Genomic DNA, 17,604 nt, shown 5'->3' with positions numbered 1-17,604 from the left:
CCCCAGTGACAGCTGAGTCAACCGTGGAGCAGATCACACAGCGAAGCAAGGTCAACACGAAAAGTTACGCCGAGCGGGTGAGCAACAACCCTCGGTCGGCCGATCAGCCGTTCAGAACCTGACAGTCACCCGCCGGACCAACGTGTCGAACGCGGGCGCGGCCAGGGTGAGGTGACCGCCGGCGCGGTGCTTGGTGTCCCGCACCGCCGCGAACCCCGGCACTACCGCCACTTCGACACACGTGCCAGTGCCTTCGGAGAAGCTCGACGTCTTGAACCGGGCGGCACCGAAATCCGGAGTGGCAATCATCGCTCGGCTCGCACGCTGCTCAGCAGGTCGGCGAACGCGGGCGCGGGCACGGACAGGTGGCCGCCCGCGCGATGCTTGGTGTCCCGCACCGCCGCGAACCCCGGCACCACGGCTACCTCCACGCACGTGCCGTTGGCCTCAGTGAACGTCGACGTCTTGAACGTGGCCGACGCGAAGTCCGGCCGGATGACAGTCATAGCAATTGCTCCTTGGCGAGTTCAGGCGTATCCGCGGGCGACCTCCAGGATAAACCTGCGGGATGACTCCGGGCTGCGCGCGCTGGCAGTCAAGTTGCGCCAGAGAGCTGCATAGTCGGCGACGGCATCCAAGTCATCGAGGTAGTCAGCGTCGTGCAGGTTCTCCACGTAAACCATGTCCAACGGTGGAGCGGACGCCGTCGGTGCCGGAATTCGCAACATCGTGAAGCCGAAGGTGCTGGCACGGCCGGACGAGTTGAACGGTAGTACCTGGATCTGTGCGTTCGGCCGCCGGGCCAACATTGCGAGATGCTGCATCTGCTCGTGCATGATCTTGTTGCCACCGATTTTGCGACGCAAGCAACTCTCGCTGAGCACGAACGCGGCCTCGGCCGCCTCGGCGCGGTAGAGCAGGCGCTGGCGCTCCAGCCGCATGGCGACTACATCGTCAATGCTCCCTGGATCGACTCGTGGCTCATCGATCAACAGTGCGCGGATGTAGTCCTCGGTCTGGAGCAGGCCGGGGACGAGTTCGTTGCCGTAGTGCTGGATGAGATTGGCGTCGGTCTCGAAGTCATAGAAGGCGCGCTGCTCGGTGGGAATCACAGCACGGTGGCCGATCCAGCGGCCGCGCTGTGACCGCGTGCGGGCCAGCTCCACGATCTCAGCCTTCTCCTGCTCGGAGTGCACGTCGTAGTGGTCGAGCAGCATCTTGGCGTCGCCCGGCGTCAGCCCTTCCTTGCCGCGCTCGAACTTGGCCACCCGCGTGGTGTCGCGGCCGAGCAGCTTGGCGACCTCCTTGGTGGTGACACCGGCCTTCAGCCTGGCCTCGCGCATGTAGATGGACAGGAACTTCAGGCGCACTGTGGGTGTCATCGCCATCGCACTACCTCCGCGTCACTCGCCCGTTCGGGTGTACTGCTAGTTCGCAGTTGCAGAGTAGCGCCTCCAGGGCTCAAACTTGCAACTGCTGTAGAGCAGACTAAGGGAGGAACCCATGGACGGCATGTCGAGGATTCAGCCGGAGAACCCGAAGCGCGAATGGCTGGTCCGCTGCGAGGACGGCGGCGGTGACCTCGCCGTATGCGCGATCACCGTGTCGCGCGGCACCATCGAACTCTTCGGGCCGGACGACGAGCAAACCACACTCTCCGGATCGCACATCGCCGACTATCGGCAAGCCCTGGATGAGGCGATCGCTCAGGCGGAGCACGACCTGAGCGGGACTCCTGTCACCTGACCCGCCGTCCGGCCCGCCACACGGCGTGGGTCAGGGCCACGCCGGGACGGTAGGCCAGGTGCGTCACCGACGGCGCGTCGAGCACGTGCACGTCCGCCCGTGCGCCCGGCCGCAGCACGCCGACCGCGCCGTCGCCGGTCTCCCTGCGCAGCGCCCGCGCACCGCCCCAGGTCGCGGCGCGCACCGCCTCGGTGACACTCATCCGCATCTGCAGCACGGCGGTCGTGACGCAGTAGGCCATCGAGGACGTGTACGACGACCCGGGATTGCAGTTGGACGCCAGCGCCACCGTGGCGCCCGCGTCCAGCAGCGCCCGCGCGTCGGGCAGCGGTTGCCGGGTGGACAGGTCGCACGCCGGCAGCAGGGTCGCCACCGTGTCCGAACCGGCCAGCGCGTCCACATCGGACGGTGCGAGGTACGTGCAGTGGTCCACGCTGGCCGCGCCCAACTCGACCGCCAGCGCCACCCCGGGGCCCTCGCCGAGCTGGTTGCCGTGCACCCGCAGGCCCAGCCCCTTCCGTTGCGCGGCAAGGAGAACCGCACGGGAGGCGTCCGCGTCGAACGCCCCCGTCTCGCAGAACACGTCCGCCCAGCGCACGTGCGGCGCCACCGCGTCGAGCATCTCCCCGCACACCAGGTCGAGGTAGGACGCCGCGTCGGTGTCCGGCGGGACGAGGTGCGCGCCGAGGAAAGTCACCTCGTCGGCGTGCCCGGCGGCGATCTTGGCGGCACGCAGCTCGTCGGCGACGGTCAGCCCGTAGCCCGTCTTGGTCTCCAGGTACGTGGTGCCCTGGCGCACCGCCTCGGCCACGTGCCGGCGCAGGTTGCCGGCCAGCTCGTCGTCCGTCGCGGCGCGCGTGGCGGCCATGGTGACCGCGATTCCCCCCGCCGCATAAGGCTTTCCGGCCATCCGCGCGCCGAACTCCTCGGTGCGATCGCCGGCGAACAGCAGGTGCGTGTGACTGTCCACCCAGCCGGGGAGCACGGCCCGCCCCTCGACGTCGACCCGCTCGTCGGCGTCCGGCGCGGCCGGTGCCGGCCCGACCCAGACGACCCGGTCGCCGTCCAGCACGAGCGCCGCGTCCGGCAGCGTGCCGAGTTCCTCGTCGTTGGTGGTCAACTCGCCGATACCGGTGATCAACACGCTCACGGGCAGTCCTTCACTCATAGCGCCGTCGACCCGTCCAGACCATACTGGGGCCTGTGGATAACTCCCGACGGCGTCGCCACACCTCGGCTAGGTTCACCGCCGATGAAAGGGGACGCCACATGAACGACGACGAGCTGAACCAGCTCCGCCAGGACACTGCCACCGCGCTGTATCTGGCCAAAGGCGCCGACCGGGACGTCGCGGAAGTCCGCAGCGAACTCCGGGCGCACCGCTCGGTGCTCAACGCGCTCCGCGAGGACCAGGTCGATCTCCGGCACGAGATGCGTGACGGGTTCGCCAAGGTCAACGACGAGTTCGCCGAGGTCAGACGCGAGATGCGAGCCGGCTTCAAGGCCCACGCCGAGGTGATCAACGCTTTGCGCGAGGACCAGATCGACCTGCGCGGCGAGTTCGCTGCGATGAGGGTCGACATGCAGCACGGGTTCTCGACGATGAGCGTGGGAATGGCCCAGATCACCGCACTGCTTACCAACGAGATCAACGAACGGGACGACGACTGACGACGCACGCTGATCATGCCCAGAGCGGGGTGATCGCGCTGGTCAGCAGCGGGCCGACGGCGCCGAGCTTCTCGTGTTGGCCGTCGCGGGCGATGATCCGGCCGCTGGACACGACGGTGTGGATGTCGGCGGCTGTCGCGGCGAGGATCACCTGGTCGGGGCGGGCACCGGCGGTGCGGGGCGTGTCGAGGTCGACCGCGACCAGGTCGGCGGGCGCACCGGCGACGATCCGTCCGGCCCGCCAGCCGAGCGAGCGGTGACCTGCCTCGGTCACGGCACGCATCAGCTCGGCCGGGGTGAGTCGCCCGCGCTCGCCGGTGCGCAACCGCTCACCGTGCTCCAGCGCCCGCGCCTCGACCAGCATGTCGATCACCGCGTGCTGATCGCTGCCCAGCGCCAACGGCGAGCCGGCGTCGAGCAGCTCACGCGCCGGGCCGATGCCGTCGGCGAGATCGGCCTCGGTCGTCGGGCAGAAGCACGCGGTGACACCGTTCGAGCCGAGCAGCCCGATGTCCACTGTGGACAGATGGGTGGCGTGCACGGCGGTGACCCAGCCGCCGAGCACACCGTAGGACTCCAGCAGCTCGGTCGGTGAGCAGCCGTGAAACCGTTGGCACGCCTCGTTTTCCGCCGGCTGCTCGGACAGGTGCAGGTGCACCGGCGTGCCCTCGACGTGCATCGCGAACGTGCCGAGCATGTCCTTCGGCACCGCCCGCACCGAGTGCAGCGCCGACCCGATCCGCGCGTGCGAATCGGGCCGCAGCCGTGACACCCGGTCGTCCCACGCCTCGACGTCACCGTCGCCGAAGCGCAACTGTGGGCCGGCCAGCGGCTGGTACCCGTCCTCGGTCAGCCCACCGCGCAGGTACAGCGTGTCGAGCAGGGTGATCCGGATACCGGCGTCGGCCGCCGCCGCGATCAGTGCCTCGCCCATCGCGTTCGGATCGGCGTACGGCGTGCCGCCCGGCCCGTGGTGCAGGTAGTGGAACTCGCCGACGCAGGTGATCCCGGCCAGCGCCATCTCGGCGTACACCGCGCGGGCCAGTTCGTGGTACGAGTCCGGGTCCAGCCGCTCGGCGAGCGTGTACATGCCGTCCCGCCAGGTCCAGAACGTGCCGCCCCCATAAGTGTCACTGCCGTGGGTGCGCCCGCGCAACGCACGGTGGAACGCGTGCGAGTGAGCGTTGGCGAAACCGGGAAACACCAGGCCCCGCAACGAATGCGCGTCAGGCGGCGGGGTGTCCGCTGTGGACACCCCGCCGACCGTCCCATCCTCGGCGACGTTGACGAGGACACCTCGTGCCACGCCGTCGGGCAGCAGCGCGCGTTCACACCAGAAGTCGGTCATGCCGAAAAGTGCTCCAAGACGCGAGCCAGCGCCGCGACGCCGGCCTCGCAGTCGTCCGGCTCGGCGTGCTCGGCCGGCGCGTGCGACACCCCGCTCGGGTTGCGCACGAACAGCATCGCGGTCGGCACGTGCGCGGCGAGGATCCCCGCGTCGTGGCCGGCGCCGGTGGGCAGCGCGGGCACCCCGCCGAGCACGGTGGACACCTCGTCGCGCAGGTCGGCGTCGAAGTGCACGGTGTCGCCGTAGGACTCCTGCCGCACGGTGACCCGGCAGCCCTCGGTGTTCGCCGCCTGCTTCGCCGCCGCGGTGATCCGCTCCACGATCGTCCGCGCGCGCCGGTCGTTGGGCGCGCGGGCGTCCAGCCAGAGGTCCACGCTGGACGCGATCACGTTGGTGCCACCGGGATTCGGCACGATCCGCCCGACCGTGGCGCGCCCGCCGTCCACACCGGACGCCGCCCAGCGCGCCGCGAGCACGGTCTGCGAGGCGGGCAGCATCGGGTCGGTCCGGTCGCCGATCTGCGTGGTGCCGGCGTGGTTGCCCTGGCCGGAGAAGGTGAACCGCCACCGCCCGTGCGCCAGTATCGACTCGGCGACTCCGACCGGCGCGTCCATGTCGACCAGCCCCCGACCCTGTTCGACATGCAGCTCCACGAACCGGCCGATGCGTCCGAGCGCCTCCTCGTCGCGGCCCACGAACGCCGGATCGACGCCCGCGGCGCGCGCCGCCTCGGTGAACGTGACGCCGTCCGCGTCGGTCAGCCGGCGGGCCACGTCCGGGCTGATCGCCCCGGACAGCAGCCGTGAGCCGAGGCACGGGATGCCGAACCGGCCGCCCTCCTCCTCGGCGAACACCACGATCGCGAACGGGCGCGACGGCGTGAAACCCTTGGCGCGCAACGAGTCCACGGCGGCCAGCGCGGACACCACGCCGAGCGGGCCGTCGAACGCGCCACCGCCGGGCACCGAGTCCAGGTGGCTGCCGGTCACCACCGCGTCCGGCCCCGGCGCGCCCCACCACGCCCACAGGTTGCCGTTGCGGTCGCTGTGCACGTCGAGCCCTCTGCGCCGCGCCTGCTCGACGAACCATTCGCGCAGGTCGTGCTCGGCACGGTCGAACACGTGCCGGGAGAACCCGCCACGAGTGCGGTCGGTGCCGACGTCGGCGATAGCGGAGAGCAGGCCGGTCGCGGTGGCGACCGACCCGCCCTCCGAGTGTCCATTGTGGACTATCACAGGTTAGTCCTTGTGCTCCATGGGGATTCGGACTCCGCGTTCGGCGGCGACCTCGTTCGCCCGGTCGTAACCGGCGTCGACGTGGCGGATCACGCCCATGCCGGGGTCGTTGGACAGCACGCGCTCGATCTTGGCAGCCGCCAGATCGGTACCGTCGGCGACGGTCACCTGGCCGGCGTGGATCGACCGTCCGATGCCGACTCCGCCGCCGTGGTGGATCGACACCCAGGTCGCCCCGGACGCGGTGTTGACCATCGCGTTGAGCAGCGGCCAGTCGGCGATCGCGTCCGAGCCGTCGATCATGCCCTCGGTCTCCCGGTACGGCGACGCGACCGAGCCGCAGTCCAGGTGATCGCGCCCGATGGCGATCGGCGCGGAGATCTCGCCGGAGGCCACCAGTTCGTTGAACCGCAGCCCGGCCAGGTGCCGCTCGCCGTAACCGAGCCAGCAGATGCGCGCCGGAAGTCCTTGGAACTCAACACGTTCGCCGGCCAGCTTGATCCACCGCGCGAGCGACTCGTTCTCCGGGAACAGCTCCAGGATCGCCCGGTCGGTGACCGCGATGTCCTTCGGGTCACCGGAAAGCGCCGCCCACCGGAACGGGCCCTTGCCCTCGCAGAACAGCGGCCGGATGTAGGCCGGCACGAAGCCCGGGAAGTCAAACGCCCGCTCCAGCCCGCCGAGCTTCGCCTCGCCGCGGATCGAGTTGCCGTAGTCGAACACCTCGGCGCCCTTGTCCATAAAGCCGATCATCGCGCCGACGTGCTCGGCCATCGATTCGCGCGCCCGGTCGGTGAACTCGTCCGGCTTCTTGTCGGCGTAGTCCTTCCACTCGTCCAGCGCGATGCCCTTCGGCAGGTACGCCAGCGGGTCGTGCGCCGAGGTCTGGTCGGTCACGATGTCGATCGCCACGCCCCGGCGCAGCAGCTCGGGGAACACCTCCGCCGCGTTGCCGATCACGCCGACCGACAGCGGCCGCTTCTCCGCCTTGGCCGCCTCCACCCGGCGCACCGCGTCGTCCAGGTCGTCGGCCAGTTCGTCCAGGTAGCGGGTCTCCACCCGGCGGTTGGCCCGCGCGGGGTCGACCTCGACCACCAGCGCCACACCGTCGTTCATGGTGATCGCCAGCGGCTGCGCGCCGCCCATGCCGCCGAGCCCGGCGGTCAGCGTCAACGTGCCGCGCAGCGTGCCGCCGAACCGCTTGTTCGCCACCGCGGCGAACGTCTCGTAGGTGCCCTGCAGGATCCCTTGCGTACCAATGTAGATCCACGATCCGGCGGTCATTTGGCCGTACATCATTAGGCCCTGTGACTCGAGCTTGCGGAACTCCGGCCAGGTCGCCCAGTCCGGCACGATGTTGGAGTTCGCGATCAGCACCCGCGGCGCCCACTCGTGCGTGCGCATCACGCCGACCGGCCGTCCACTTTGGACCAACAGGGTCTCGTCCGGCTCCAGGTCGGTCAGCTCGCGGGTGATCGCGTCGAAGCTGGCCCAGTCGCGCACGGCCTTGCCGGTGCCGCCGTAGACCACCAGGTCGTCGGGCCGCTCGGCGACCTCGGCGTCCAGGTTGTTGGCCAGCATTCGCATCGGCGCCTCGGTCTGCCAGCTCTTGGCCGTGATCGAGGTACCTCGGGCGGCCCGCACTGGTCGCGGTCCGGTCATCGTGTGTCCTCCTGACTAGGCGGTGATCTCGTTCAGCCGGCCGGAGCGGATCAGCGCTTCCGCGGCGGCGATCTCGGGTGCGAGGTGCCGGTCCGGGCCGGGCCCGTCGACCGTCTCGCGGAGGGCGGCCAGCGCGGCCCCCGTCTTCGGCGCGGGCTTGAGCGGCGCGCGCAGGTCCAGCGCGCGAGCCGCGGTGAGCAGCTCGATCGCGAGCACGGTGGTCAGCCCGTCGACGGCCTTGCGCAGCTTGCGCGCGGCCGACCAGCCCATGGAGACGTGGTCCTCCTGCATGGCCGAGCTCGGGATCGAGTCCACGCTGGCCGGTACCGCGAGGCGCTTGAGCTCGGAGACGATGCCGGCCTGCGTGTACTGGGCGATCATGTGGCCGGAGTCCACGCCGGGGTCGTGCGCCAGGAACGGCGGCAGCCCGTGCGACCGGTTCTTGTCGAGCATCCGGTCGGTGCGCCGCTCGGACATGCTCGCCACGTCGGCGGTCGGGATCGCCAGGAAGTCCAGCGCGTAGCCGACCGGCGCGCCGTGGAAGTTGCCGTTGGACTCGATCCGCCCGTCGGCGAGCACGACCGGGTTGTCGATAAACGAGGCCAGTTCGCGGTCGGCCACGGTCTCGGTGTGCGCCACCGTGTCCCGGGCCGCGCCGTGCACCTGGGGCGCGCAGCGCAGCGAGTACGCGTCCTGCACGCGGTTGCAGTCCGGGCCGCGGTGGCTGGCCACGATCTCGGAGTCGGCGAGCAGCACGCTCATCCGCGCGGCGGACACGGCCTGGCCGGGGTGCGGCCGCAGCGCCTGCAGATCGGCGGCGAACACCCGGTCGGTGCCGAGCAGCGCCTCCACGCTCATCGCGGCGGTCAGGTCGGCGATGTCGATCAACCGCGCGAGGTCGTCGAGCGCGAGTACCAGCTGGCCGAGCATGCCGTCGGTGCCGTTGATCAGCGCGAGGCCCTCCTTCTCGGCCAGCGTGATCGGCTCGATGCCGGACTCGCGGAGCACCTCGCCGGCGGGGCGCAGCGCGCCGGTGGCGTCGCGCGCCTCGCCCTCGCCCATCAGCGCGAGCGCCACGGCGGACAGCGGAGCCAGGTCACCGGAGCAGCCGAGCGAGCCGTACTCGGGTACCACCGGGGTGATGCCCGCGTTGATCACCCGCACCAGCGCGTCCACAGTGGACGGTTGAACGCCGGTGTGCCCGCTTGCCAAGGTGCGCAGGCGAAGCAGCATCAGCGCGCGCACCACTTCACACTCGACCTCGGCGCCCGCACCGGCGGCGTGCGAGCGGATCAGCGACCGCTGCAGCGCGGCACGCCGGTCCACCGGGATGTGTCGCACGGCGAGCGCGCCGAACCCCGTGGACACGCCGTAGGTGGGTTGCTCGGCGCCGGCCAACAGCTCGACGTGCGCCCGCGAGCCGGCGACCGCCTCCTTCGCGATGTCGGTCAACTCGACCGGAGCGCCCCGCCTGGCGACCGCGACCACCTGATCGCGTCGCAGCGGCGTGGCGTCGAGCAGCACTGCGTCCATGCCCCCATCCCAAACCCTGGGCGGCGTCTCTGCGACCCCACGGCGTGCGCCCGTGTCTGGTATCCCAGACAATGTCACCGCAACGGCGTATTGGAGGTCCCGTGGGTGGCAGCAGCGACGTGCCGGCGTTGCGGCGTGGGCTGGCCGTGCTGCGCGTGCTCGCCGACCGCGCCGAGCCGGTGACCGCGGCGTGGCTGGCCCGCGAGCTGGCGCTCCCCCGGTCCACGGCGTACCACCTGCTCGCGGAGCTGACCGACGCCGGATTCGTCACCCACCTGCCCGACCAGCGCCGCTACGCGCTCGGGCTCGCCGCGTTCGAGCTGGGTGCCGCGTACCTGCGCAACGAGCCGCTGGAGCACATCGCGCGGCCGCTGCTGCGTCAGTTCGCCGACCGGCACCGGCACACCGTGCACCTCGGCGTGCTGCACGGCCGGGAGACACTGTACCTCGTGCGCGAGCAGCCCACGTCCGCGCACACCCTGGTGACCGACGTGGGCGTGCGGCTACCCGCGCACCTGACCGCGTCCGGCCGCGCCATGCTCGCGCACCTGCCGGCCGCTCAGGTGCGCGCGCTGTTCCCGAACCGGGACGCGTTCGTGGACCGCACCGGCCGCGGGCCGAAACACCTGCCCGCACTCCGTGGCCTGCTGACCGACGAGCGCCGTCGCGGCTGGGCCATCGAGGACGGCCACGTGACCACGGGCTTCGCCTCCGTCGCCGTCCCCGTACTCGACGGACACGACCGCCCCGTCGCCGCGATCAGCGCCACCTTCCGCCACCACTGCCCAGGCGACACGGAATGCGGCACCCCACCCCCCGACCTCGTCCCCGCCGTCCTACGCCTCGCCGTCCAGATCACCGCCCGCGCCGTCCGCCGCCTCAGCTGACGGACTTTAGCGGGCTAAAGTACGCACGCACAAAGGCACGCCAAGCGCAAGTCATCCATCCACAGGCAAAGCCAAAGGCTCTCGACCTGCAGCTTTCCGTGAAATGGCGCACCAAATACACGCCGAAATGCGAAACGGCCACGCGTATACCGGCTCAGGTTGGGGACTTTAGCCCGCTAAAGTCCCCAACCTGAAAATGGAGCGGTGGCTGGGTTAGCTGATGCCGAGTTCTCCGACGTAGGACTTCGCCACGTCGGCGGCGTTGGCCTTGTCCACCTCGACCTTGCGCACCAGCTCGGTGAGCTTGTCCGTGGTGAGCGCGGCGGAGACCTTGTTCACCGCGGCCTTCTGCTTGTCGTCCAGCTTGGACTTGTTGATCAACGGCACGATGTTCTGCGCCGGGTACATCTTCTTCGGGTCCTCGAGCGGGACGAAGCTGTTCTCCTTGATCGCCGAGGCCGTCGTGAACAGGTTGGCCACCTGAACCTCGTTGTCCTTCAACGACTTCACCGTCAGCGTGCCGCCCTCGATCGGCTTGATCTGCTTGAACGTGCAGCCGTACAGCTCCTTGATCTTGGCCTCCCAGCGGCCCTTCCACTCCTCGGCCGCGCCGAGCACGAACTGGCCGCACTTCGGGCCGAGGTCGGCCATCGACTTCACCCCGCTGTCGGCGGTCGCCTTGGTCACCGCGAGCACGTCGGAGTCCTCGGCCTTGGACTGCTCCAGCACCTGCAGCGTCGAGTCGGGCTTCTCGGTGGCCGTCTTCAACGCGCCGTACACCGCCTCCGTGGTGGTCTCCGCCGGCTCGGCGGGCTTGACCACGTACTTCAGCAGGTTGCCGGTGTAGTCCGGCACGAGCGAGATCTCACCCTTGCGAACCGCCTCGACGTATACCTCGCGGGCACCCACCCGCAGCTTGGTGGACACGGTGGCGCCGGTCTTGCGCAGCGCCTCGGCGTAGATCTCGGCGAGCAGCTCGCTCTCGGCGAAGTCCGCGGAGCCGACCACGATGCCGGACGAGCCACCGGACAGCGGATCACTCGACCCACACGCGGACATGCCGACCACGGCCGCCGCCGCGATCAGGGACACGACTGTGCGCTTCATGACTACTTTCCTCCTCGTGTGGGCGCGGCCGCCTTGGCCGCCACCGTCAAGCCCTTCGGCACGACGAGACGTTGGATCGCGGCGATGATCTGGTCGAGCACCACCGCGAGCAACGCGATCAGCACCGCCGCCCCGAGCATGACCTCGAACTTGTAGGTCTTCTGCCCGGACAACAGGATCCGCCCCAGCCCGCCGAGCCCGACGAACGCGGCCACCGCGACCGTCGCGACGACCTGGAGCACGGCGCTGCGCACACCACCGATGAGCAGCGGCAGCGCGTTGGGCACCTCGACCTTCCACAGCCGCTGCCACCCGGTCATGCCCATACCCCGGGCCGCGTCGATCACGCCGCGGTCGACGTCCTGCACGCCGGCGTAGGTGCCGGACAGGATCGGCGGAACCGCCAGAATGATCAGCCCGATCAGCACCGGCCAGTCGCCGAGCCCGAGCAGCAGCACGAACAGGGTGACCAGGCCGAGCGTCGGAAGCGCACGGAGCGCGTTGCTGATCGCCACCACGAACACCGCGCCGCGACCGGTGTGCCCGACGAACAACCCGAGCGGCACGGCCACCGCAGAGGCCACGAGCACCGCCAGCACCGCGTAGTAGACGTGCTCGCCGACGCGCGTCGGAATGCCTTCCGGCCCCTGCCAGTTCGCGCCGTTGGTCAGCCAGTCGATCATGTTGGAGAAGATCATCACGAACCGCCTCCGACGTGCGCGCCGACGCGTTGCCAGCGCGTCAACATGTTGCGCAGCAACACGATCAGCAGGTCCACGATCAGCGCGAGTATCAGCGTGAGCAGGATCCCGATGATGATCGGCGGCAGGTAGTCGATCTCGAAGCCCTTGGTGAACAGCAGCCCGAGACCGCCGATGCCGACCAGCGCGCCCACACTCACCAGGCTGATGTTGCTCACGCTGGCCACCCGCGCGCCGGCCGCGAGAACCGGCACGGCCAGCGGCAGTTCGACCGCGAAGAACCGCGCGAGGGGCCGGTAGCCCATGGCGACGGCGGCCGCGACCACGTGCTGCGGCACCGCCTCCAGCGCGTCCACCACCGGGCGCACGAGCAGCGTCGCGGTGTACAGCGTCAGCGCGACGATCACGTTGACCGGACTGGTGATCCCGGTGCCGATGATCGCGGGCAGGATCACGAACAGCGCCAGCGACGGGATCGTGTAGAGGATGTTCGCGCCGCCCAGCAGCAGGCCGCGCAGCCAGCGGAAGCGCGTGGCCGTCCAGCCGAGCGGGATCGCCACCAGCAGTCCGAGCACCAGCGGCAGCAGCGACAGATAGATGTGCTCCAGCAGTTGCTGGAGCACCAGGTCCCGGTTGCCGGGACTGGACAGGTACGTGCCGATGTCGCCGAACATCTATTCGGCCGTCTCTCGGCGGGACTCGATCACCTTGAGCACTTCCTCGGCGGTGACCACGCCGGCGTACGCACCTGCGTCGTCCACCACCACGCCGAGCCCGGCCGGCGAGGACAGCGCCGCGTCCAGCGCGCCGCGCAACGGTGTGCCCCTGGTGTACAGCGATCCGCCGGCGAGCGCGTCCGCCGTCGTCCACTCACCGTCCACAGTGGACCCGGGAGCCAGCCAGCCGCGCGGCTTGTCGCCGTCGACGAGGACCAGAGTCCATTGCTGCGACGGGGAATGCGCGCCGCCGACGAGCACCGTGTCGACCTGGCCGATCGGCAGGCCCTCGTTGTCCACAAAGGACAGCCCACGGTAACCGCGGTCGCGCCCGACGAAATCGGACACGAAGTCGTCGGCCGGCCGCGCCAGGATCTCGGCCGGCGCGTCGTACTGCGCGAGCACCCCGCCCTGGCGGAACACCGCCACCTTCTCGCCGAGCCGCACCGCCTCGTCGATGTCGTGCGTGACGAACACGATCGTCTTGTCCAGCTCGCCCTGCAGCCGCAGCAGCTCGTCCTGCAGACCCTCGCGCACCACCGGGTCGACCGCGCTGAACGGCTCGTCCATCAGCAGGATCGGCGGGTCGGCGGCCAGCGCGCGGGCCACGCCCACTCGCTGCTGCTGCCCGCCGGAGAGCTGCGCCGGGAACCGCTTGCCCATTTCGGCCGGCAGGCCGACGGTCTCCAGCAGCTCGGCGGCCCGCGTGCGAGCCTTCGCCTTCGTCCAGCCGGACAGCAGCGGCACGGTGGCCACGTTGTCCAGCACGGTGCGATGCGGGAACAGCCCCGCCTGCTGGATGACATAGCCGATGCCGCGCCGCAGCAGCGCCGGGTCGGACTTGCGCACGTCCTCGCCGTCGATCAGCACCTCGCCGGCACTGGGGTCGATCATGCGGTTGACCATGCGCAGCGAGGTCGTCTTGCCGCAGCCGGACGGCCCGACGAACACGGTGATCGTGCCCGCCTCGACCGTCAGGTTCAGCTCGTCGACCGCCACCGTCCCGTCTGGATACTTCTTGGTCACGTCCCGGAACTCGATCACCGGAGAGCCTTCCGGTCGCGACGGCCGCTCGCCGGCCGCCCAATGTGATCAACGACCATAGCGGCAAACCCCGACAACGGCATCGGTGTCCACAGTGTGGCGGGTGACAGGGTCCGTAGGCTGACACTGTGTCCGATGGTGAGATTCCCGCGCCGCTGCGCGATCTGTTGACCGCACAGGGTGTCCACAGCAGCCGGTCGCGCGACCTGATCTCCTTGCTGTGCAACGGGTTCCACACACTCGACGACCTGGTCGTGACGACCGCGACCCCGAGGCGCACGGTCGAGGAGGTGCTCGAGGCGTGCGCCTACGACCTGGTGCGCGAGGGTGACATGATGCGTATGGCCACCGACCGGGTCGACATGTACCGCGACCTCGCCCAACCCGCTCCGCCGGACACCGAGCAGGGCGAACTGCTGGACACCGTGCGCGCCGCCGTGCGCGACGTGCCGCCGCCGCTGCCCGGGCTCGACCACGTGCAGGCCACGCCGGAGACCGTGCTGCGCCGGGCACTGTGGCTGGACGAGCGGTTCCACCTGCGCGGCGCGCACCTGCTGTTCGTCGGCGACCACGACCTGACCTCGATCGCGGTGTGCGCGGTGCGCGACGGCGTGCGGGCAACCGTGGTGGACGTGGACGAGCGGCTGCTGCGCTACGTGGACGATCTGGCCGCCGAGTACGGGCTGCCCGTCCGGACCCTGCACGCCGATCTGCGGTTCGGGTTCCCGCCGAGCCTGCTGGGTACCGCCGACCTGGTGTTCACCGACCCGCCGTACACGCCGGAGGGCATGCGGCTGTTCCTCGCGCACGGCGTGCTCGGGCTGCGCGAGCCGGTGGCCGGGCGGCTGATCGTGGCCTACGGGCACACCGACCGCGCGCCGGAACTGGGGCGCAAGACGCAGGCCGAGATGCTGCGGCTGGGCCTGGTGTTCGAGGCGATCCTGCCGGACTTCAACCGGTACGACGGCGCGCAGGCGGTGGGCAGCGCGAGCGACCTGTACGTGTGCCAGCCGACCGCGCGGGCCGCCGGACAGGCTCGCCCGACCGTCTCGAGTGGACGGACGGCGATCTACACGCACGGCTCGGCGTCGGTGGAGTCGGCCGGTACTCCCGAGGCGGCGCTGGACGCGCTGCGCGAGGCGTCCGCCGTGGACGACGTGCGCGGGCCGGACTGGAACGACCCGGTGGAGGGCGACGCCGCGATCGACCTGACCGCCGACCCCGGCCCGTGGCTCGCGCGGATGTTGTTGGCCTGCAAGGGAGATCGCGTCGTCGCGCTGGTTCGCAACAACCACGCCGACGTGCGCAACGCGCCCGGCCAGCGCAACCTCGCCCGGCTCGTCGGCGCCAAGTACGCGCTGTCGTTCCGGCGCAGTATCGCCGGCGGGCGGCACGCGCTGGTGGTGGCCGAGCGCACCCAGTCGTCCACTGTGGACGTTCAGCGCGAACTGCTCGACCGGGCGCACGGCAAGCTCGCCAACACCTGGCGGGAGGCGCTGATCGCGGCGTCCGGCGGCACGCTCACCAAGCGCGCCGCGCGCGAACAAGTGCTCGCCATCGCCCCCGACGAGGACGACCTCGAGGTGCGACTGATCGACCTCCCCCGCTACCGGGTCAGCGCGATACTGGACGCCGCCGCGCCCTGAGCGCACGTGACACAGCCGGCCGGGCCGCCGTTCTGGCGGGACCCGACCGGCTGATCAGGGGACGCGGGAAACTCAGGCCACGCCGTCGGCCTTGGCGGCCCTGGCGACCGCCTCGGCCACCTCGGGTGCCACGCGCGGGTCGAGCGCGCTGGGCACGATGTGGTCGGCGGCCAGCTCGTCGGTGGCCACCGCGGCGATGGCCTCCGCTGCCGCGAGCTTCATGTTGTCGGTGATCTGCCGCGCGCCGACGTCCAGCGCGCCGCGGAAGATGCCCGGGAACGCCAGCACGTTGTTGATCTGGTTCGGGAAGTCGCTGCGTCCGGTGGCCACGATCGCCGCGTACTTGCCCGCGACGTCCGGGTGGATCTCCGGGTCCGGGTTGGACAGCGCGAACACGATCGCGTCGTCGGCCATGGTGGCGACGACCTCCTCGGGCACCGTCGACGCCGACAGGCCGAGGAACACGTCCGCGCCGGCCAGTGCCTCGGGCAACCCGCCGCGCAGGCCGGCCTTGTTGGTCTGCGCCGCCAGCTCGGTCTTGATCGGGTTCAGGTTCTCGCGTCCGGTGTGGATGATCCCGCGCGAGTCGAGCATGGTCACGTCCGCGACACCGGCCGCGAGCAGGATCTTGGCGCACGCCACACCGGCGGCACCCGCGCCGGAGATGACCACGCGCAGGTTCGCGATGTCACGGGACAGCACCGTGCACGCGCCGCGCAGCGCGGCCAGCACCACGATCGCGGTGCCGTGCTGGTCGTCGTGCATGACCGGGCAGTCCAGCGCCTCGATCAGCCGCTGCTCCAGCTCGAAGCACCGGGGCGCCGCGACGTCCTCCAGGTTGACCGCGCCGAACGACGGGCGCAGCCGCACCAAGGTCTCCACGATCTCGTCCACGTCGGTCGTGTCGAGCACGAGCGGGATCGAGTCCAGGCCGCCGAACGTCTTGAACAGCGCCGCCTTGCCCTCCATCACCGGCAGCGACGCGCTCGCACCGATGTCACCGAGGCCGAGTACCGCCGTCCCGTCGCTGACCACCGCGACCAGCCGGTGCGACCACGTGTACTTCGCGGCCAGATCGGCGTTCTCCGCGATCGCACGGCTGACCTTGGCCACACCCGGCGTGTAGGCGATCGCGAGTGACCGCGGGTCGGCGATCGCACGCGGCACCGACACACCGAGCTTGCCGCCCTCGTGCGCGGCGAAGATCTCCTCGTCGGTGATCGGCTTGTCAGTCATGGTCGTGGCCTCGGGGTGAACGCTAGTCACGTGGCCTCCTGCGTAGTGCGGTACTGAACCGCGTGGATGCGCTTCGCGCGCGCTGCCGGTTCTGACAGCGCTGGCGGCGCCAGGCTCGGCGGGTAGCGCCGGAGTCGCGGGCGTCGTCGGCCACACGGTGGAGGCTTCCTCTTGTTACGGAAGCACCATCGCGGGCCGTGCTGTTGTGCCAGTCTCCCACCTGCACCCGATCGTGTCTGCGGCGGGGATCACATCTAGGGGCACGAACTCCGCAGGTCAGGGGCCTTTTTACAAGACGCCTGTCCGGTTTGGACGGCGTCAGCGGACAGTGACAAGCCCCGCGTCGATGTTGAGCACGTTGTTGATGCGCCCGTCCACGAGCTCGATCACCGCGCGGGCGTACCCGTCCGGAGGGACATCGGAGTCGGTCGCCGGATCACCGACGTGGTAGGGCGAGAACGTCATGCCGGCCGGCGGCACGAACCTGAACGCGTAGGTGCTGGTGCCCTGGTTGGGCATGAAGAACCGGCCCTGCTCGTCGGTCGGCACCTGCCAGCGGCCGAGCCAGATCGGCACCCGGATCAGCGGCTCGTCGGGCTGGCGCTGCCCGTCGGCGTTCAGGTCGTGCCAGGCCAGGCCGGACATGTCGCCGCCGAGCTTGCCGAAGTGTGCGACCGCCACGCCGCCGGCGGTCACCGTCACGCGCACCGGCGTCGGCGTGGTCATCTGGTAGCCGATCGGGTTGATGCCCACCTGGTACTCGCCAGGCGCCAGGTCCGGCACGTGGTACCAGCCGTCCGGCCCGGTGCCGACGGTCGCCACCGAGGTGCCGTCCAGCGTGTACACGCCGACCGCGTTCGAGCCGCCCGGCTCGCCCTCGTCGCGCACGCCGTTGGCGTTGCGGTCCATGTAGTGGAACCCCTGCACCACACCGGTTTCCGCCTGCTGATCGGCCACCGCCACACCGACCGGCACGGCCGTGGCGATCACCGCCAAGCCTGCCGCCGTCCAGAGTCGAGCACGAACCACGATGTCCTCCCACCTGTCACGCCTGTATCCCTAAGTCTGCACG

General features: G+C 70.4%; 18 protein-coding genes. 4 read left to right on the top strand and 14 right to left on the bottom strand.

What is annotated here, in order from left to right; all coding sequences use genetic code 11:
• Positions 1-111: 111 nt before the first annotated feature.
• Genes EV193_RS34505 through EV193_RS26925 form a run of 3 tightly spaced genes read right to left on the bottom strand, consistent with a single transcriptional unit; the run spans position 112 to position 1,388 of the window.
• Positions 112-309 (bottom strand): DUF397 domain-containing protein, encoded by a 198-nt coding sequence (locus EV193_RS34505; protein ID WP_130347721.1) that lies wholly within the window; start codon positions 307-309, stop codon positions 112-114.
• Positions 306-506: a DUF397 domain-containing protein gene (locus EV193_RS26930; protein ID WP_130347720.1), complete on the bottom strand. Its 201-nt coding sequence runs from the start codon at positions 504-506 to the stop codon at positions 306-308. Before EV193_RS26930 ends, EV193_RS34505 begins: the two co-directional genes overlap by 4 nt.
• A gap of 21 nt (positions 507-527) precedes the next feature.
• Positions 528-1,388, bottom strand: coding sequence for a helix-turn-helix domain-containing protein (locus EV193_RS26925; protein WP_242613697.1), 861 nt, complete (start codon positions 1,386-1,388; stop codon positions 528-530).
• A 115-nt stretch (positions 1,389-1,503) separates the two neighbouring features.
• On the opposite strand from EV193_RS26925, the gene EV193_RS26920 reads away from it, so the two are divergent.
• A complete protein-coding gene (locus tag EV193_RS26920; protein WP_130347719.1) occupies positions 1,504-1,746 on the top strand; it encodes a hypothetical protein in 243 nt (80 codons plus the stop codon).
• On the opposite strand, the gene hutI is transcribed toward EV193_RS26920, so the two are convergent.
• On the bottom strand, positions 1,739-2,914 hold the full coding sequence (hutI, locus tag EV193_RS26915; RefSeq protein WP_207222816.1) for an imidazolonepropionase: 1,176 nt from the start codon (positions 2,912-2,914) through the stop codon (positions 1,739-1,741). The two genes, EV193_RS26920 and hutI, sit on opposite strands and share 8 nt — an antisense overlap.
• 101 nt (positions 2,915-3,015) lie before the next feature.
• Here hutI and EV193_RS33835 point away from each other — a divergent pair, with 101 nt between their 5' ends.
• Positions 3,016-3,417, top strand: a complete 402-nt coding sequence (locus EV193_RS33835; RefSeq protein WP_207222815.1) for a hypothetical protein — start codon at positions 3,016-3,018, stop codon at positions 3,415-3,417.
• Positions 3,418-3,430: 13 nt separating this feature from the next.
• Here the strand turns inward: EV193_RS33835 and EV193_RS26905 are convergent, their stop codons facing one another.
• From EV193_RS26905 to hutH, 4 genes are read right to left on the bottom strand one after another with little or no spacing between them, the layout of a single operon-like run.
• Positions 3,431-4,765, bottom strand: coding sequence for a formimidoylglutamate deiminase (locus EV193_RS26905; protein WP_130347717.1), 1,335 nt, complete (start codon positions 4,763-4,765; stop codon positions 3,431-3,433).
• Positions 4,762-6,000, bottom strand: coding sequence for an allantoate amidohydrolase (locus EV193_RS26900; protein ID WP_242613696.1), 1,239 nt, complete (start codon positions 5,998-6,000; stop codon positions 4,762-4,764). The genes EV193_RS26905 and EV193_RS26900 overlap by 4 nt, the downstream gene beginning before the upstream one ends.
• Positions 6,001-6,003: 3 nt before the next feature.
• Positions 6,004-7,662, bottom strand: a complete 1,659-nt coding sequence (hutU, locus tag EV193_RS26895) for a urocanate hydratase (RefSeq protein WP_130347716.1) — start codon at positions 7,660-7,662, stop codon at positions 6,004-6,006.
• A gap of 15 nt (positions 7,663-7,677) precedes the next feature.
• Entirely contained in the window at positions 7,678-9,195 is a 1,518-nt protein-coding gene (gene hutH, locus EV193_RS26890; RefSeq protein WP_130347715.1) for a histidine ammonia-lyase, read from the bottom strand.
• Positions 9,196-9,296: 101 nt separating this feature from the next.
• On the opposite strand from hutH, the gene EV193_RS26885 reads away from it, so the two are divergent.
• A complete protein-coding gene (locus EV193_RS26885) occupies positions 9,297-10,082 on the top strand; it encodes an IclR family transcriptional regulator (RefSeq protein WP_130347714.1) in 786 nt (261 codons plus the stop codon).
• Between the two features lie 213 nt (positions 10,083-10,295).
• Here the strand turns inward: EV193_RS26885 and EV193_RS26880 are convergent, their stop codons facing one another.
• Genes EV193_RS26880 through EV193_RS26865 form a run of 4 tightly spaced genes read right to left on the bottom strand, consistent with a single transcriptional unit; the run spans position 10,296 to position 13,650 of the window.
• Positions 10,296-11,189, bottom strand: a complete 894-nt coding sequence (locus EV193_RS26880) for a glycine betaine ABC transporter substrate-binding protein (protein ID WP_130347713.1) — start codon at positions 11,187-11,189, stop codon at positions 10,296-10,298.
• Positions 11,190-11,191: 2 nt separating this feature from the next.
• Positions 11,192-11,887 carry an ABC transporter permease gene (locus EV193_RS26875; RefSeq protein ID WP_130347815.1) on the bottom strand — a complete coding sequence of 232 codons (696 nt, stop codon included), beginning with the start codon at positions 11,885-11,887 and terminating at the stop codon, positions 11,192-11,194.
• Positions 11,887-12,564, bottom strand: coding sequence for an ABC transporter permease (locus tag EV193_RS26870; RefSeq protein ID WP_130347712.1), 678 nt, complete (start codon positions 12,562-12,564; stop codon positions 11,887-11,889). Before EV193_RS26870 ends, EV193_RS26875 begins: the two co-directional genes overlap by 1 nt.
• Entirely contained in the window at positions 12,565-13,650 is a 1,086-nt protein-coding gene (locus tag EV193_RS26865) for an ABC transporter ATP-binding protein (RefSeq protein WP_130347711.1), read from the bottom strand.
• Positions 13,651-13,778: 128 nt separating this feature from the next.
• On the opposite strand from EV193_RS26865, the gene EV193_RS26860 reads away from it, so the two are divergent.
• Complete coding sequence (locus tag EV193_RS26860) at positions 13,779-15,296, top strand: bis-aminopropyl spermidine synthase family protein (protein WP_130347710.1); 1,518 nt, start codon at positions 13,779-13,781, stop codon at positions 15,294-15,296.
• A gap of 72 nt (positions 15,297-15,368) precedes the next feature.
• On the opposite strand, the gene EV193_RS26855 is transcribed toward EV193_RS26860, so the two are convergent.
• Positions 15,369-16,532, bottom strand: a complete 1,164-nt coding sequence (locus EV193_RS26855) for an NAD(P)-dependent malic enzyme (protein ID WP_130347709.1) — start codon at positions 16,530-16,532, stop codon at positions 15,369-15,371.
• 318 nt (positions 16,533-16,850) lie between these two features.
• Positions 16,851-17,561, bottom strand: coding sequence for an SdrD B-like domain-containing protein (locus EV193_RS26850; protein ID WP_242613695.1), 711 nt, complete (start codon positions 17,559-17,561; stop codon positions 16,851-16,853).
• Between the last annotated feature and the right edge of the window lie 43 nt (positions 17,562-17,604).

This window comes from Herbihabitans rhizosphaerae, from assembly GCF_004216555.1.
In the GTDB taxonomy this organism is placed as follows: Bacteria; Actinomycetota; Actinomycetes; order Mycobacteriales; family Pseudonocardiaceae; genus Herbihabitans; species Herbihabitans rhizosphaerae.
This window is presented reverse-complemented; position numbering and strand designations above follow the sequence as displayed.

Excerpts from the sequence above, each read along its gene's own strand:
- EV193_RS26930 (WP_130347720.1), bottom strand. The coding sequence starts at position 506 with ATGACTGTCATCCGGCCGGACTTCGCGTCGGCCACGTTCAAGACGTCG.
- hutH (WP_130347715.1), bottom strand. The coding sequence starts at position 9,195 with ATGGACGCAGTGCTGCTCGACGCCACGCCGCTGCGACGCGATCAGGTG.
- hutI (WP_207222816.1), bottom strand. The coding sequence starts at position 2,914 with ATGAGTGAAGGACTGCCCGTGAGCGTGTTGATCACCGGTATCGGCGAG.
- hutU (WP_130347716.1), bottom strand. The coding sequence starts at position 7,662 with ATGACCGGACCGCGACCAGTGCGGGCCGCCCGAGGTACCTCGATCACG.
- EV193_RS26920 (WP_130347719.1), top strand. The coding sequence starts at position 1,504 with ATGGACGGCATGTCGAGGATTCAGCCGGAGAACCCGAAGCGCGAATGG.
- EV193_RS26875 (WP_130347815.1), bottom strand. The coding sequence starts at position 11,887 with ATGATCTTCTCCAACATGATCGACTGGCTGACCAACGGCGCGAACTGG.
- EV193_RS33835 (WP_207222815.1), top strand. The coding sequence starts at position 3,016 with ATGAACGACGACGAGCTGAACCAGCTCCGCCAGGACACTGCCACCGCG.
- EV193_RS26870 (WP_130347712.1), bottom strand. The coding sequence starts at position 12,564 with ATGTTCGGCGACATCGGCACGTACCTGTCCAGTCCCGGCAACCGGGAC.
- EV193_RS26905 (WP_130347717.1), bottom strand. The coding sequence starts at position 4,765 with ATGACCGACTTCTGGTGTGAACGCGCGCTGCTGCCCGACGGCGTGGCA.
- EV193_RS26855 (WP_130347709.1), bottom strand. The coding sequence starts at position 16,532 with ATGACTGACAAGCCGATCACCGACGAGGAGATCTTCGCCGCGCACGAG.
- EV193_RS26925 (WP_242613697.1), bottom strand. The coding sequence starts at position 1,388 with ATGGCGATGACACCCACAGTGCGCCTGAAGTTCCTGTCCATCTACATG.
- EV193_RS34505 (WP_130347721.1), bottom strand. The coding sequence starts at position 309 with ATGATTGCCACTCCGGATTTCGGTGCCGCCCGGTTCAAGACGTCGAGC.
- EV193_RS26880 (WP_130347713.1), bottom strand. The coding sequence starts at position 11,189 with ATGAAGCGCACAGTCGTGTCCCTGATCGCGGCGGCGGCCGTGGTCGGC.